The 15695-nt window shown below is 40.7% G+C and carries 10 protein-coding genes; 7 read left to right on the top strand and 3 right to left on the bottom strand.

The genetic code is table 11. From position 1 onward, the window contains the following. The first annotated feature begins 271 nt into the window (after positions 1 to 271). Genes MS6x_RS04935 through MS6x_RS04925 form a run of 3 tightly spaced genes read left to right on the top strand, consistent with a single transcriptional unit; the run spans position 272 to position 3472 of the window. Entirely contained in the window at positions 272 to 1333 is a 1062-nt protein-coding gene (locus tag MS6x_RS04935) for a pyridoxal-phosphate dependent enzyme (RefSeq protein ID WP_482605747.1), read from the top strand. A gap of 10 nt (positions 1334 to 1343) precedes the next feature. Next, on the top strand, positions 1344 to 2417 hold the full coding sequence (locus MS6x_RS04930; protein WP_482605746.1) for an N-acetyltransferase DgcN family protein: 1074 nt from the start codon (positions 1344 to 1346) through the stop codon (positions 2415 to 2417). Beyond that, positions 2414 to 3472, top strand: a complete 1059-nt coding sequence (locus MS6x_RS04925) for a mandelate racemase/muconate lactonizing enzyme family protein (RefSeq protein WP_482605744.1) — start codon at positions 2414 to 2416, stop codon at positions 3470 to 3472. Before MS6x_RS04930 ends, MS6x_RS04925 begins: the two co-directional genes overlap by 4 nt. Positions 3473 to 3729: 257 nt before the next feature. On the opposite strand, the gene MS6x_RS04920 is transcribed toward MS6x_RS04925, so the two are convergent. Together MS6x_RS04920 and MS6x_RS04915 are read right to left on the bottom strand one after the other, a co-directional pair. Further along, positions 3730 to 6366, bottom strand: a complete 2637-nt coding sequence (locus MS6x_RS04920; protein WP_482605743.1) for an MGH1-like glycoside hydrolase domain-containing protein — start codon at positions 6364 to 6366, stop codon at positions 3730 to 3732. A gap of 176 nt (positions 6367 to 6542) precedes the next feature. After that, positions 6543 to 7226 (bottom strand): cell division ATP-binding protein FtsE, encoded by a 684-nt coding sequence (locus MS6x_RS04915; RefSeq protein ID WP_482605741.1) that lies wholly within the window; start codon positions 7224 to 7226, stop codon positions 6543 to 6545. 156 nt (positions 7227 to 7382) lie between these two features. Here MS6x_RS04915 and MS6x_RS04910 point away from each other — a divergent pair, with 156 nt between their 5' ends. From MS6x_RS04910 to MS6x_RS04895, 4 genes are all read left to right on the top strand, one after another. Further along, positions 7383 to 10406: a tetratricopeptide repeat protein gene (locus MS6x_RS04910; protein WP_482605739.1), complete on the top strand. Its 3024-nt coding sequence runs from the start codon at positions 7383 to 7385 to the stop codon at positions 10404 to 10406. 23 nt (positions 10407 to 10429) lie between these two features. Then, positions 10430 to 12190 carry a TonB-dependent receptor gene (locus MS6x_RS04905; protein ID WP_482605737.1) on the top strand — a complete coding sequence of 587 codons (1761 nt, stop codon included), beginning with the start codon at positions 10430 to 10432 and terminating at the stop codon, positions 12188 to 12190. Between the two features lie 87 nt (positions 12191 to 12277). After that, positions 12278 to 13378 (top strand): OmpA family protein, encoded by a 1101-nt coding sequence (locus tag MS6x_RS04900; protein ID WP_482605736.1) that lies wholly within the window; start codon positions 12278 to 12280, stop codon positions 13376 to 13378. 101 nt (positions 13379 to 13479) lie between these two features. Continuing rightward, positions 13480 to 14784, top strand: a complete 1305-nt coding sequence (locus tag MS6x_RS04895; RefSeq protein WP_482605735.1) for an MFS transporter — start codon at positions 13480 to 13482, stop codon at positions 14782 to 14784. A gap of 32 nt (positions 14785 to 14816) precedes the next feature. Here MS6x_RS04895 and MS6x_RS04890 read toward each other — a convergent pair whose 3' ends face one another. Beyond that, positions 14817 to 15602 carry an NIPSNAP family protein gene (locus MS6x_RS04890; protein ID WP_482605733.1) on the bottom strand — a complete coding sequence of 262 codons (786 nt, stop codon included), beginning with the start codon at positions 15600 to 15602 and terminating at the stop codon, positions 14817 to 14819. Between the last annotated feature and the right edge of the window lie 93 nt (positions 15603 to 15695).

The raw sequence follows: 15695 nt of genomic DNA, 5'->3' as shown, positions 1-15695 counted from the left end.
ACCAGGCTTGTTCTTCAAGCTTTAAAAATAATTCTAAAAATAGACAGATGACACCATTTATTATTGTTAATTTTTACTTTGAGTACATAAGCAACAACCAAGTAAAATGTACTACTGTCATCTACATGCATAAAAACAGTGTTAAATTCTAAAAATAAAATTCAAAACTACGTACCTATGCATCCTTTTTCAAAGAAAAAAAGTTACTTTACTGAGAAGCAGTTGTTGTTTAATTTTAATGTATTTTAAAGGAAGCATAGAACAATGAAATATGAATCTTAAAGATGGTGTAAAAACCTCGGATAACAAAGTATCTTCAGAGGCAAGAAAGCTAAGTGAACTAGTGAAGGATACTTCCAAATCTTTAGTGGATAGACTGGAGTGTTATGAAGATATTATAAGCTTGGAAGTTGGCGATACGGGACTGAGCCGTGCAAAAACGCTTGAGCGTGAATTTGACCTAAGACAACTGTATATAAAATATGAAGGCGATAACCCTACCGGTACCCAAAAGGATAGGATTGCCTTCGCTCAACTTTATGACGCTTTACGTAGGGAATATAACGTTGTATCCCTTGCCACCTGCGGTAATTATGGGGTAGCGATGGCCTTGGCTGCGGATTTAGCAGGAATAGCCTGTAAGGTATATATTCCAGAGTCTTATCATACCGATAGAATTGCGGAGATAGAAAGCCTACATGCGGAAATTATTAGATTACCAGGTAGCTATGAGGATGTCGTCATAAAGAGTACAGAGCATGCGAACGAAAACGGATGGTACGATGCCAATCCTGGTGGCGCCAATACACCTTTACAAATATCTGCCTATGCACAAATAGCACAGGAAATTTTTGAGGATTTGGGAGATGCTCCCAAGTATTGCGCTGTTCCTGTTTCCAACGGTACGTTGTTCGCTGGAATCTACAGGGGTTTCGTAAGTCTCTATAAGAGAGGAAAAACCTCGCGTGTTCCAAAGATGATAGCGGCTTCGTCTTCTTTTAAGAATCCCATTATACAATCCTTTTTACAAGGTTTGGAGCATTGTAAAGATTTGAATCCAGATAAAATAAAGGAAACGGTATATAACGAGCCACTGATTAATTGGCATAGTTTTGACGGGGAGGAAGCGTTGTATGCCTTAAAAGAATCTGACGGTAGTGCCTATAATATCAGCGATAAAAAATTAAGGGAAATGACCGCCCTTTTGGCAAAAAAAGAGGGATTTAAGATTCTGCCGGCATCGACTGCAGGTTTGATAGGCTTGTTGGAGTTAGACGAAAAACTAAACCTGGAGCCGGACAGATTTGTGGCGGTACTTACAGCAAAACACTAAATAAAAAATAATGAAAAAAGTAATAGATGGCATCGCTCTCGTATACTGTGAGGGTGCTTTTAATACCCCAAACGGAAAGACAGCACATGGATTGGTTCGATTTACAGAAAGGTATGAGGTGGTAGGCGTATTAGATTCCAACTACGCAGGTAGGGATGCTGGGGATGTCTTGGATGGAAGACCGAACGGTATTCCTGTTTTTAAGGATATAGAAACCGCAACGATGCAGTTAAACGCTGAAGCTAAGATGCCGAGTTATTTGGTAATCGGGCTTGCTCCGGACGGTGGTCGCTTGCCTAAGGAAGCGAAAGGCACGATAAAAAAAGCATTGGAAATGGGGTGGAACGTGGACAGTGGACTGCATGATTTTTTAACGAACGATACAGATTTAATGAAGGTGGCAGCAGCGAATAAGTGTCAGGTTCGCGATATAAGAAAAACGCCGGATCGGGACAAACTGCACTTTTTTACAGGGGATATAGAAAAAGTAGACTGTTTGAAACTAGCTGTTCTAGGAACCGATTCTGCCTTAGGTAAACGCACTACAGCTTGGTTACTCGTGCATGCTTTTAGAGCAGCGGGCAAAAAGGCCGAAATGATAGGTACGGGACAAACCGGTTGGATGCAGGGTGCTAAATACAGTATGGTTATGGATAGTTGTATCAACGATTTTGTTTCTGGTGAAATTGAACATGCCGTAGTAAGTGCCTATACCAATGAAAACCCCGATGTTATTGTGATCGAAGGACAGGGCAGTTTAATGAATCCTGCGTATCCTGGCGGCTTTGAAATTTTGGCTGCGGGAAGACCGGACTATGTAATATTGCAACATGCGCCCACGCGTGTAGAATATGATGGGTTCCCAGGCTATAAGATGCATTCGCTACAAGAACAGATAAATGCAATTCAGGTTATATCGGGTAAAGAAGTTATCGCCATTACTGTGAATCATGAAAATATGGAGAAAGACCAAATTTTGGAAACCTGTAAACAAATAACCTTAGAGACCAAGCTGCCCGCCTTTGATGTGCTGGAGTATGGCGCAGACGCATTGGTAGAACTTTTGATGTCCAAACTTAAATGAGAATAACAAAAATATCCTACGAACGGCACGATTTAAAATTAGCAGTACCCTATACCATTGCCTACGAAACCATAGATAAAACCTCAAATTTCATTTTAAAAATAGAGACCGATGGCAAATGGCTGGGTTATGGTTGTGCCGCACCGGACAAAGCAGTAACAGGAGAAACACCCGATGAGGTCGAGGAGGCGATAAAGAATGAAATTTCCGGTTATTTAATAGGCAAAGATCCGTTTTCCTATGCTTTGTTGCTGTCTGAACTCAAGCATATACTTGGAAAAAGGGCATCGTCCTTGGCTATGGTAGATTTAGCGCTTTTCGATTTGATTTCTAAAAAGGCGGAAGTGCCGCTCTATAAGTTTTTAGGCGGATATCGAAATTCGATTCCTACAAGTATTACTGTAGGGATTTTACCCTTGGAGGAAACCATGAAGCATGCTCATGAATATGTGTCACAAGGTTTTTCGATTCTTAAAATAAAAGGAGGGAGCAATGTGCAAGAGGATGTGGAAAAAATGACAAAGCTCCATGAAACCTTTCCGCAAATTTCATGGCGTTTTGATGGTAACCAAGGCTATTCCGTTGCAGAATCCCTTCAATTTGAAAAAGCAACTGCTAACGTTGGCATCGAAATATTTGAACAGCCCACAAAAATAGGAGCCGAGGAACGTTTAGGTGAAGTAACGGATAAGACCACCATTCCCGTAATGGCAGATGAAAGTCTAAAAACCCTCGCCGATGCTTTTCGCCTTGCTCAAAACGAGCGTGTGAACATGGTAAATATTAAGCTCCAAAAAGTTGGGGGTATAATGGTGGGTATACATATAAATTCTGTAGCCAAGTCAGCCAAATTGGAAGTGATGGTAGGCTGTATAGACGAATGTGGTTTGGGCATTGCCGCAGGGCTACACTTTGCCCTATCCCGGCCCAATATCATGTATGCAGATTTAGACGGTCATTTAGAATTGGTAGATGATCCCTTTAAAGATGTTTTTGAACTAAAAAATGGGGTTCTTTATCCTACTGCTAAATATGGGTTAGGTTTCGACGGATAGGATTTACCTACGTGCTTTAAAGCGGATTCCAAGTTATGCTTGGTAAGAACCTCAGGTAGTGCGCGTCTGGTTGTATTTGATATTTCTTCTTGGGTTTGTAGTTTAAAGCGTTGGCAGTACAAAGCAGTTCACAATCAAAACCCACTATCTGCAAGCGGAGGCTTCCCTTAGTTTTAAGGGACCTTCCAAATAATTTTAAAAATTTATCTAAAGAATATAGCAAAAATGGTAGGACATGCTGTGAAACTCGCGTAGCGCTACCCTTCCAACTCCTGAATCAAATTAGCGACCAGAGCTGTCCAGCCTGTTTGGTGCGAGGCTCCGAGTCCACGGCCATTTTCGCCATGAAAATATTCATAGAACAATACTAAATCCTTAAAATTAGGGTCTGTATACTGTTGGTCATGCAAAAGGTTTATAGGTCGTTTTTCATTGCCATCCTTCTCAAACATTTTGATGAGTCGTTTACTTATTTCATTGCTTATTTGATGGAGGTCCATTTTAATACCACTCCCTGTGGGATATTCGAACTCCATATCTTTACCACAAAAACTGTAATATTCCCTTAGTGATTGAATAAAAAGATAATTCATGGGCAGCCAAACAGGTCCGCGCCAGTTGGAATTACCTCCGAACAAGGATACCGTAGATTCTGCAGGCTCGTAGTTAATGGAATAATCAATTCCCTCGATGTGTATGTGATAAGGTTCTTTATGGATTTTGGAGAGTGAACGAATCCCATACGGACCCAAAAATTCTTTTTCGTCCAATAAACTCTTGATCAATAATTGTAAACGATCATTGGGTACCAAAGAAAGGTGTAGGTCTTCTCCGTCTTCATATCCTTGTATAACGGGGAATTTTAAATTCTCCATACGGTATTTTTGGAACCACAGAACACTTGACTTAAATTTTGGGAATTGTGCCAGGGTCTCTTTTTTTATGGTAAGAACTGCTGCCAAGGATAACATACCGGCAATAGACCGTATTTTTATCCGTGTTGAGCGTCCATCCGGTAATACCAGTCTATCGTAAAAGAAACCTTCTTCATTATCCCAAGTTCCTTCGTGAGCGATATCTATGTTATTTAAGGCTTCGGCTATAAAGATAAAATGTCCAAAATACTTCGTAGCCATATCTTCATAGGTATCGTCTTTTTTTGCGATTTCCAAGCTCATTTCGAGCATATTCAAGCAGTAAAGTGCCATCCAAGCGGTACCGTCTACCTGTTCCAATGTGCCGTTTCCGGGTATGCCGTTGCTTCGGTCAAATACTCCTATGTTATCCAAACCTAGAAATCCGCCCTGAAAAACGTTTTTTTGGCTGCTGTCCAACTGGTTTACCCACCATGTAAAGTTTAGGGCCAATTTATTGAACATCCGTTTAAGAAATTTTACGTCTCCCGTACCTGTTTTATCTTTATCGATTTTGTAGATACGCAAGGCAGACCATGCTTGAACGGGCGGATTCACATCGCTAAAGTTCCATTCGTATGCAGGTATTTGCCCGTTTGGCGCCATGTACCATTCTTTGGTAAATAACAAGAGTTGCTCTTTCGCAAAACTAGGGTCTATCAATGCGAACGATGCACAATGAAAAGCCGAGTCCCAGGCTGCATACCAAGGATATTCCCAGGCATCTGGCATGGAAAGTATGTCGTGGTTCCTAAGCGTTTTCCAAGAGTTATTGCGGCCGGTAAGGCGTTCTTTTGGTGGATGTGAATTTTTGGAATCTCCCTTGAGCCATTGTTCTACCTCGTAATTATAATATTGCTTCGTCCAAAGCAATCCGGCCATGGCCTGTCTTAAAATTGCCTTTTTATCCGTGCTTGCTTTAGGCACTATTTCCTCATAAAAAGTATCACATTCTTTTTTTCGATTCTGAAAAATACTGTCAAATGTGTCTCCAAAAGGGTTGTCCAAAGTTTTATCACTTAATCTAAGCACCACCGAAACAGATGTACCGCCCTCTATTTTTCTATGGTACAAAGGCGCAAATTTGGTGCCTTCAGTATTTTTGGTGGCAACCGCGTAGTCGTTGCCGCAGACAGCTTTATGAAAAAGGTCTTTTTTGTAGGGATGTGTGTTTTTTTGAAGGTATACCGCTTCTCGGTTGGTCTCGTTTTCTGTAAATAACAGTTGGTCTGCCTCTTGAAAATATAGATTATAATCCCCAACATACGGATGTTCGATAGTGGCGGAAGTTTTCCCTTTTTCAGTTCGCTTTTTAATCACTGGTTTTTTTGGCATTTCTTTAAATGTCCAGTGATTTCTCATGGTCAGGGTAGGTAGCAGATGTATTTCTGCCGCTTTTGAATTTCTGTTATGTATCGTTATTTTTATTAGGATATCCTTATCATCGCTCTTGGCGTATTCTGTAAATACATCAAAGTATGCGTTGTTTTCAAATACCCCTGTGTCCAGTACTTCGTACTCCAGTTCGTTTCTATTTCTTTTCTGATTTTCAGAAACTAGTTTTGCATACGGGAATTCAGCCTGTGGGTATTTATACAAGTGTTTCATGTAGGAATGGGTCGGCGTACTTTCTAAGTAGTAGTACAGTTCCTTAACATCTTCGCCATGATTTCCTTGCGGACCTGTAAGTCCAAAAAGCCGTTCTTTTAAAATAGGGTCTTTACCGTTCCAAAGCCCAATGCCAAAACAGATATTACAATACCTGTCAGAAAAGCCGGCAATACCATCTTCGCCCCAACGGTATGCTCTACTTCGTGCATGTTCGTGAGGAAAGTAGTTCCAAGCATCTCCATGGGCGCTATAGTCTTCCCTTACCGTTCCCCATTGGCGTTCGCTTAGATAGGGTCCCCATTTTAACCAATCTTTTGTATTCTCATCCTGTTCTTTAAGCCTTTTTGCTTCTTCGTTTTTTAATGTCATAAATTGGAATATGGTTCATTACTAAGTACGTAATTGTTAAGATTGTGCGTAGTTGTTCGTGGATAGGTTGCGGTTCTAGGTTTGATACTCGCAGATTTATTTTGGTGTATTTAGTATTGGACGCTGTATGTCTTAATTTTTGCTAATAACTAATTTTGTCCACCGTCTAACTTTTATTATACCGCCTTCTGCACCACTTCAAAAACTTTGTTGGCATCACATTTAATGGTTTTAGAAGGATATTTTAATATTAGGGCGTAATCGTGTGTGGCCATTAATATAGTGCGCCCAGATTTATTAATTTCCTGTAATACTTTCATGACCTCCACGCTAGTTTGCGGGTCAAGATTTCCTGTAGGTTCATCCGCTAAAATAAGTTCAGGATCATTTAAAAGTGCTCTAGCGATGGCAACACGTTGTTGTTCCCCTCCTGAAATTTCGTGCGGATATTTAAAACCTTTGGTTTTCATCCCCACTTTTTCTAGTACGGCCTCCACTTGGGTGTCCATCTTTGCCTTGTCCTTCCATCCGGTAGCTCTTAAAACGAACAACATATTTTGGTTGATGTTCCGATCTGGCAACAGCTTAAAATCCTGAAAAACAATGCCCAACTTTCGCCTTAGAAAGGGGATGTCATTTTCTTTTAAGGTCTTTAGGTTAAAATCTACAATACTGCCTTCTCCCTTTTTCAATGGCAGGTCACCATAGAGTGTTTTCATGAAGCTGCTTTTTCCGCTACCTGTCTTGCCAATGAGGTACACGAATTCGCCTTTGGCTACGTGTAGGTTTACCTCGTTTAAAACAAGACTTTCTTTTTGAAATATAGCAGCATCCTTTAACTCTAAAACAGTGTTTTCCATAGTGCAAATGTTGATATAAAAGTAATAAGTTCCTACCGATAGTAACGAACTGTTTTGCAAATTCTTTTCCTTTGTCATTTAACACACATACTTTGGCACACTATTCGTCGTTATCCCTAATAACACGAAAGAGCCATTAAATAGTTAGAGAACGCTATGCTTAAAAAATTTCTAGTTTACATTCCTGTATTTGCAGGAATAGTTTGGTCTTCCGGCGCGCAGGAAACCAAAATTTATACCCATGAACAAAAAGAGTTTCAAGATGCCCTTGCACTGTACAATAATGAACAGTACCAAGCGGCACAAACCATATTCCAAAAGGTAAAGTCGAGTACGGACAACGAGGAGGTGGCTGCCAACAGCGCCTACTATGCTGCAAATGCAGCTGTCCGATTAAATCAGCAAGGGGCAGACCGATTAATGGAAGATTTTGTGGAGAAATATCCCACCTCTACCAAACGAAATTCCGCCTTTGCGGATGTGGCGGAGTACTATTTTGAAACGGGCAAATATCCTTACGCCCTTAAATGGTACAATAAGGTAGATCAGAGTGCCTTGTCTCGCGGCGAAATGGAGAAGTTTAACTTTAATTATGGCTATTCCCTGTTTTCTTCTCGAAAAACCCAAGAAGCGGAACGTTACCTTTCCAAGGTGGCAAATTCTCCTGTATACGGCTCACAGGCCAAGTATTATTTAGGTTATATTTCTTATCAGGAGGATGATTATGAAAAAGCCAATGAGCGTTTTGATCAGATTACCGACCAAGACCTATTAGAGGAAAAATTGAGTTATTATCAGGCCGATATGAACTTTAAACTAGGAAAGTTTGAAGAGGCTATCGCGCTAGCCAAAAAACAATTGCCAAAATCCGACCGCAAGGAGGTTTCCGAGTTGAACAAAATTATTGGTGAAAGCTATTTCAATCTAAAACAATATAGTAATGCCATTCCCTATTTGGAAGCTTACAATGGAAAAGGGGGGAAATGGAACAATACAGATTACTATTTACTAGGGTATTGCTACTACATGCAGCAGGATTATGCCAAGGCCATACAGCAGTTTAACAAGATTATTGATGGTAACAACAGCGTATCGCAAAATGCCTATTATCATTTGGCCGAATGTTATTTAAAATTGGATAAAAAACAAGAAGCCCTGAATGCCTTTAGAAATGCTTCTCAAATGGATTTTAAACCAGAAATTCAAAAAGACGCCTTCTTAAACTATGCACGATTGAGCTACGAAGTAGGTAATGCCTATGAGCCTGTTCCGCAAGTAATTACCAATTATTTGGATACCTACCCAAATGACGAGAACCAAGCCGAAATGCAGACCCTTTTAGTGGATTCCTACATTACTTCGAAGAATTTTGCCGGAGCAATGGAGCTTCTGGAAAAGAATAAAAGTTATGCCAGTAAGGCTACCTACCAGAAAGTGGCGTACTACAGGGGTATAGAGCTTTTTATGGAAACGGATTATACAGGTGCTTCCGAGAATTTTGAAAAGTCCCTTAAGAGTGCGGAAGATGCTACATTCCGCTCTCGTGCTCAATATTGGAAAGCAGAAGCGGATTATCTATTGAACCGCTTTGATGTCTCTAGCAACGGATTTTTATCTTTCAAACAAAATGCAGCTGTGGAGCTGCAAAGCGAATTTCCTGATGTAGACTACAGTTTAGCCTATTCCTATTTCAAACAAAAGGATTACGACAAGGCTATTTCTTATTTTTCGGCCTTTACGGAAAAAGGAAGTGACGCCATAGAAAAATTGAACGATGGCTATTTACGATTAGGGGATAGTTATTTTGCAATGAGCAAATATTGGCCAGCTATTGAAACCTATAATAAGGCCTTGGCACTTAGTGGTCCGGAAAAAGATTATGCTTCCTATCAAAAGGCCATGAGTTATGGTTTTGTGGGTAGGGGAGAAACGAAAATCGAAGGCCTTGAAAGTTTTGTTACCGACTATGCCAATTCTAGCTTTAGGGACGATGCCTTGTACGAACTGGGTAATTCCTATGTAAGTAATGGGCAAGAAAGCAAGGGTTTACAGGCCTATGACCGTTTAGTACGGGAGTTTAAGGCAAGTAGTTTGGTGCCTCAGGCGTTAATGCGACAAGGTTTGGTGCATTATAATGCTAACCGGAACGAAGATGCCTTGGTAAAGTTTAAGACCGTGGTACGGGATTATCCTAAAAGTCAAGAAGCGATACAGGCCGTTGCAACCGCCAAACTGGTCTACGTAGATTTAGGTCGTGTAAACGAGTATGCCGCTTGGGTGGAGAATCTGGATTTTGTAGAGGTAACGGATGCAGAACTGGACAATGCAAATTTTGAATCGGCCCAAAAACAACAACGGGATGGTAATATAGATGCCGCCATCCGTGGGTATAAAAAGTATATTGAAGAATTTCCAAATGGACTACATGCCGTAGACGCTAATTTTAGTTTGGCGCTGTTATACTTTGGAAATGGGGACAAGGAGGCCGCCTTACCTTACTACAAATTTGTAGCGGATCGTAATAGTAGTGAATATGCAGAACAGGCCTTAGCGAGAGTTTGTGAGGTATATATTGGCCAACAGGACTATGCAACTGCGTTGCCATATTTATTGAAGCTGGAGGAAAGAGCTAACATTCAGCAGAACAAGACTTTTGCACAAAGTAATCTGATGAAAGGTTATTACGAGCAGCGAAACTATGATAAGACCTTGGAATATGCGGAAAAGGTTTTGGCTACCCCAAGCATAGATGACCGTATTAAAAGCGATGCCCAAATTATGATTGCCAGGTCTGCCATTGCAACCAATAATTTGGACAAGGCAAGATCCGCTTATGCAGAAGTTTTAAAAATAGCTTCAGGAGCCACGGCCGCAGAGGCGCTTTACTACGATGCCTACTTTAAGAACGCCGACGGCGATACGGAATCCTCCAACATTGCAGTACAGAAACTAGCCAAAGACTATGCTACTTATAAGGAATGGGGCGGTAAGGGATTGGTGCTGATGGCCAAGAATTTTTATGCCCTGGAAGATGCCTTCCAAGCCACGTATATCTTGGAGAGCGTTATTACGAATTTTGACCAATTCCCCGAAATTGTCGCCGATGCAAAGGGAGAACTTGCCATTATAAAATCCAAGGAAGCGCAAAGTAACTCCTCGGTAAATCCTAATCAAAATTAATGTACCAAAGTAATAGAACACCTATGTACAAAAATATATTGCTCATAACGGGTATGTTGTTCCTTGGTTTGCAGTCTACAACTGCCCAAGACGATAAGAAAGAAGATGAAACTATTGGAACAGAGACCGTGACGGTTACAAAGGCCTATGCACCAACTGTGTCCGATGCTTTTAAGATTAAATCGGTCCCCAATCTTAACGATTCTATCGTATTACAAAAGAAGCCGATCAAGTATAGCATCTTTTCCGTACCTGTAGCTTCTACGTTCACACCTTCTAAAGGAACGGCCTCAAGGGTGGAGCGTAATCCACCGCCCGTACTTTTTAATTCGTATGCATCCGTTGGAGCTGGAAATTTTGGAAACGTAAATGTTGATTTTTATACCAACAGAACCATAAGTAGGGATGAAGACCTTACCATAGGGCTTAACCATCACTCTTCCCAGGGAGGGATTGAAGGGGTACAGTTAAATGATCGGTTTGCCAACTCTACGTTGGATGCCGCATACAAAAAGCGGGATAGGGATTACAATTGGGGTGCCGATTTAGGTTTGCAACACAAGTATTACAACTGGTACGGATTACCCGAGGGTATTTTTGATGAAGCGACCATAGCAACCATAGATGAAGGTCAGAATTACTTTATGGGAGAAGCTTCGGGTCATTTTAATCTAGAGGATTCTTTCTTTAAAGGGGTTGATGTGAAGTATCGTAGGTTTTGGGATTCGGCCCAGTCCGGGGAAAACCGTGCCATAGTGAATAGTTCTTTTGCATTTCCATTGAACGAAGAACTATTGAGCGTTAGTTTGTATGGGGATTATGTGGGCGGTAGCTTTGCAAATACCAATTTAAATAATTCGGTAAACGAAGGAGGAATTGATTATGGGCAGTTGCAAGTGGGTATCAGTCCTAGTTTGGAGATGCTTCGGGACAATTTGTCCTTAAACTTAGGCGTGAATTTGGTCTATGGAATGGATTTGGAAAATAACGAAGGTAATTTTTATATCTACCCTGCTGTAACCGCATCTTACCGTTTATTGGAGGAAACTGTTATTGCCTATGGTGGTATCACAGGAGAATTACGCCAGAATTCATTTCACGGTTTTGTTGAAGAAAATCCATTTGTTTCGCCAACCCTAACTATTGCACCAACGGATAGTCAATACAACGCATACGTTGGTGCGAGAGGGCAGTTATTACCCAACCTTAGTTATAATATAAAAGCATCCTATAGCGCTGAAAACAATAGTCCATTGTTTCGCCTTAATCCGCAGAACACGTTGCGCAATGACGACCGCGGTTATTATTTTGGCAATTCCTTTGATGTGTTCTATGACGATATAAAGACCATTGGAATCTTTGGTGAATTGAATGTGGATGTTAATCGAAACTTTATTTTAGGTGTAAACGCACAGCTGAACGAGTACAGTACCGAAACCGATAACCCAGCTTGGAACCTTCCTGCCCTTCAGGCTTCCTTGTTTATGGACTATCAAATAGGCGAACAATGGTTTGCAGGTGCCAATTTATTTTATGTAGGTGAACGCGAGGATTTTTCTAGTGTCTTTGTGCAGAACGTAGAACCTTCCGAATTTCCTGCAACCATTATTGCGCTTGACGCATTTTTTGATGCCAATGCCCATGTAGGCTATCGTGTAAACGACCAATTATCGTTATTTGTAAAAGCATCCAACATTGCCAATAACAATTACCAGCGTTGGGCAAATTTTCAGGTGCAGGGGCTACAGATTTTAGGAGGCGCAACGTATAAGTTCGATTTTTAAACAAGATGCAAACAACGATCTAAATCCCTATATCTTCAAAGGAATAGGGATTTTCTTATTTTAGGGGTATCCAATACACCCTAGGATATGCTGCCAAGGTACTTTCTTATCGTTTTCCTCTGTTTCTTTTTCGGAAACGGGCAAGATATAGCTGCGCAAAATCTGATCAGGAACCCTAGCTTTGAAACCTTTGCCATCTGTCCGATAAAACTGGGTACTATGGACAATGATGTTCTTGACTGGACTGCACCTACGGCCGGTTCTACGGATTATTTTAACGCGTGTAGCAAATCCATGGGAACCCCTAAGAATTTTAATGGGGAGCAGCTTGCCGATTTTGGTGTCGCCTACGTTGGTTTTTATTTCTATGCCCCAGACGACTATAGGGAGTACATACAGGCATCCTTAAGCCAAACCTTGATTAAGGATGAGGTTTACACTGTTTCCTTTTATGTGAGCTTGGCAGAACGGTCGGATTTTGCCGTAAGGGAACTAGGTGTGCAGTTCATGGAAAACCCGGTAGACATCAAGACAAAAAAGAACCTGAGCAGAAAGCAACTATCAAAAGTGCCGGGGGATAAATCCAACTATTTTGGAATTAGATACGATGACTTTTATTCGGACAAAGAAGAATGGGTTTTGGTTAAAAAGGAATTTACGTCCAAGGGCACCGAGAACTATATGCTTATTGGAAATTTTAATGACAACCAACGCACCCAAAAACTCAAGACAAAACGCAATGTGACCAAGGGCTCTTATTATTACGTTGATATGGTTTCCGTGGTAGCTGTTAATCCTGTCAAAAATCCAAGTCAAGTCGATACAAAGGAATTGACTTTTGAATTGGATAGTATCCATACCTTTAAAAATGTACTTTTTAAGTTCGATACCTTTGAACTGTTAGCAGCGGGTAAATCAGAACTAGATGAAATTGAAGCTTACTTGTCCGGTAATAAGAGGCTAAAGATTCAAATATCGGGTCATACGGATGCTATGGGTAGTGCTTCCTATAACCAAGAATTATCCAAAAACAGGGCCAAGGCCGTGGCAAACTACTTAATGGAAAAGGGTATTGATAGCTTGCGGATAGAGCACCAAGGATGGGGAAGTGCTCAACCCGTAACGGATAACAAAACAAGTGTGGGTCGCCAGAGGAACAGGCGGGTGGAGTTTCGGATAACATTCTAAGTTGTTACGTTTTTATCCTTTCTTATGTAAATCCGTATCAAAACCCATCTTGTATACACCTACAGCGTTGTAAATAGTTAGTTTTGCAGTGAAATTAAGCTATGACCTTCAAAAAAGCTTCTGAACTGATCAACCCTGCAAAAAGCCCCTTTTTTTATGGTTACGTAATTCTTTCCATTGCCACCGTTGGGGTCTTTTTTAGTATGCCGGGGCAAACTATTGGGGTGTCTGTTTTTACCGACCCCGTAAAAGATGCGTTGGGACTCTCTAGAAACCAGTTTAGCAATGCCTATATGATAGGAACGATAGTGAGTTCCTTACTCATTGGCCGTGCCGGCTTTTGGTTTGATCGCTATGGGGCAAGAAAAGTAGCGTCTATGGCCGCTTTGGGTCTGGCACTGACACTTTTCCTATGTTCCTGGTCTGTTTCCATGAGTGGCTTTGTAAAGCAACTGGTAAATTCCGAGACTTGGATTATTCCGTTTCTATTGATGACTGTTCTGTTTTTTATGCTGCGTTTTTCCGGTCAGGGAATTCTAACGATGGCCTCCAGAAATGTAATAATGATATGGTTCGATAAGAATCGTGGAAAAGTAAATGCGGTAAACAGCGTGGCGGTATCCTTAGGATTTTCCTCATCACCTTTATGGGTAAGTGCGTTAATTGATTACGATGGATGGCAGAATGCTTGGCGCTATTTAGGTGCTGCCGTATTCTTGTTCAGTATTCTCGCATTTTTCTTGTATAAAGATAGTCCGGAATCGTACGGACTTGTTCCCGACGGTGTCGAAAACGATAAAATGGGCAGTGGTACAAGCAAAAAAGTTGCCAAGCAATTCACTCTAAAAGAAGCTAAGAAAACACGCGCATTTTGGATGTACGGACTTGCACTGGCTTTCAATAGTTTTTTTATCACCGGACTTACCTTTCATATTGTATCTATTTTTGAAAACGAAGGTTTTCCCAAGGAAGATGCCATTAGCATTTTTTTGCCAGCCTCCATTGTGGCCGTAACCATATCCAGTATTTTCAATTTCTTGAGTGATTATATAGCCCTTCAGCTCTATCTGTATCTATTGCTCTTAGGTGGTATATTGTCGTCTTTTGGGTTTTTATTCCTTTCCTCGCCCATGGGCGTTCCCTTTTTAATAGCTGGGTTTGGAATTATGGGGGGATTTTTTGCTGTATTAAATGCAGTAGCATGGCCACGCTTTTATGGACGAACGCATTTGGGAAGTATTACCGGAAAAATAATGAGTTTTTTGATTTTAGCCAGTGCGCTTGCTCCTACTATTTTTAGTTTGAGTCTGTCTACTTTTGGATCCTACCACTTGGTTGGTTATCTAGGATTAGCGTTTTTGGTGTTTTTGATTATAGCTTCGGTAACTGCGAAAAATCCGCAGTAAATCACTTTTCTATTGAATGTATAATTATAGGTTTAGTAATCGGAGTAGGAAGTGGGGTAAAGCAGCATAATATCTGCCTTTTTCATGTTGTTTTTGTAGTAATCGTCATTAATTAATTGAGTCCATTTAGCGGAAGCAAAGAAAGCCTTCCACAATTCATCCCTTTTGTCCATAGAATTAAATGTGGTCATATACATAAGGCTTGGCATGGTATCCCCAGAAATTACTTCGGCATAGAAAACCGCATTAAAGCCGAGGCTATCAAAAAGAGCGACTTCTCCACCTTCGTTAAACATGTGTACTTTGTTTTTATAGGCCGTCTCTGTGGGCGATTCATAACTTCTGAGTTCATAGACTCTGCTTGCTCTTGGCCCCTCAATTTTCGAGGGCTTCATTTTTGGCATTTCGGTAAACGCACGCATTATAACAGAATTAATATTCTCGTAAGGTGCGTTGTCATGTGCAGCTTCCAAATAGGTTTTGCCATTGGCTAAATGTGCTTTGTCTTTGAATAGAAAATCTTCTAATGCTTCAAATTGCTTTAAGGAGGTAAAGGGAATAAGCACATAAATTTTATCGGCTTTCGTGAACTTGGAATTATGTAATTTGAACACTCCGACAGTAGAAATACCATATCGTTTTAAAGATGGTAAGAAAGCGTTCTCCAAGTAGGAGTCCACCAGTTGCTCTTGCGTTTCGTTTTTAAGGGTATATGTTTTTAGCTGATAATATTCTTTTTGGTCTTGGGCGCTTAGATTGGCTGAAATCGATAGGGCAAGGATGAATGCCAACAGGGTTGTAATCGTTGAAAATCGCATAGGAGTTTTTTATGATGTTGCAGTTACGTAGTTAAAGTTAGTGAATACTTGTTTAGGAATCGATTATTGGAAAACATTAGTATACAATCCGGC

Source organism: Maribacter sp. MS6 (assembly GCF_056839185.1).
This window is presented reverse-complemented; position numbering and strand designations above follow the sequence as displayed.

Excerpts from the sequence above, each read along its gene's own strand:
- MS6x_RS04935 (WP_482605747.1), top strand. The coding sequence starts at position 272 with ATGAATCTTAAAGATGGTGTAAAAACCTCGGATAACAAAGTATCTTCA.
- MS6x_RS04930 (WP_482605746.1), top strand. The coding sequence starts at position 1,344 with ATGAAAAAAGTAATAGATGGCATCGCTCTCGTATACTGTGAGGGTGCT.
- MS6x_RS04925 (WP_482605744.1), top strand. The coding sequence starts at position 2,414 with ATGAGAATAACAAAAATATCCTACGAACGGCACGATTTAAAATTAGCA.
- MS6x_RS04920 (WP_482605743.1), bottom strand. The coding sequence starts at position 6,366 with ATGACATTAAAAAACGAAGAAGCAAAAAGGCTTAAAGAACAGGATGAG.
- MS6x_RS04915 (WP_482605741.1), bottom strand. The coding sequence starts at position 7,226 with ATGGAAAACACTGTTTTAGAGTTAAAGGATGCTGCTATATTTCAAAAA.
- MS6x_RS04910 (WP_482605739.1), top strand. The coding sequence starts at position 7,383 with ATGCTTAAAAAATTTCTAGTTTACATTCCTGTATTTGCAGGAATAGTT.
- MS6x_RS04905 (WP_482605737.1), top strand. The coding sequence starts at position 10,430 with ATGTACAAAAATATATTGCTCATAACGGGTATGTTGTTCCTTGGTTTG.
- MS6x_RS04900 (WP_482605736.1), top strand. The coding sequence starts at position 12,278 with ATGCTGCCAAGGTACTTTCTTATCGTTTTCCTCTGTTTCTTTTTCGGA.
- MS6x_RS04895 (WP_482605735.1), top strand. The coding sequence starts at position 13,480 with ATGACCTTCAAAAAAGCTTCTGAACTGATCAACCCTGCAAAAAGCCCC.
- MS6x_RS04890 (WP_482605733.1), bottom strand. The coding sequence starts at position 15,602 with ATGCGATTTTCAACGATTACAACCCTGTTGGCATTCATCCTTGCCCTA.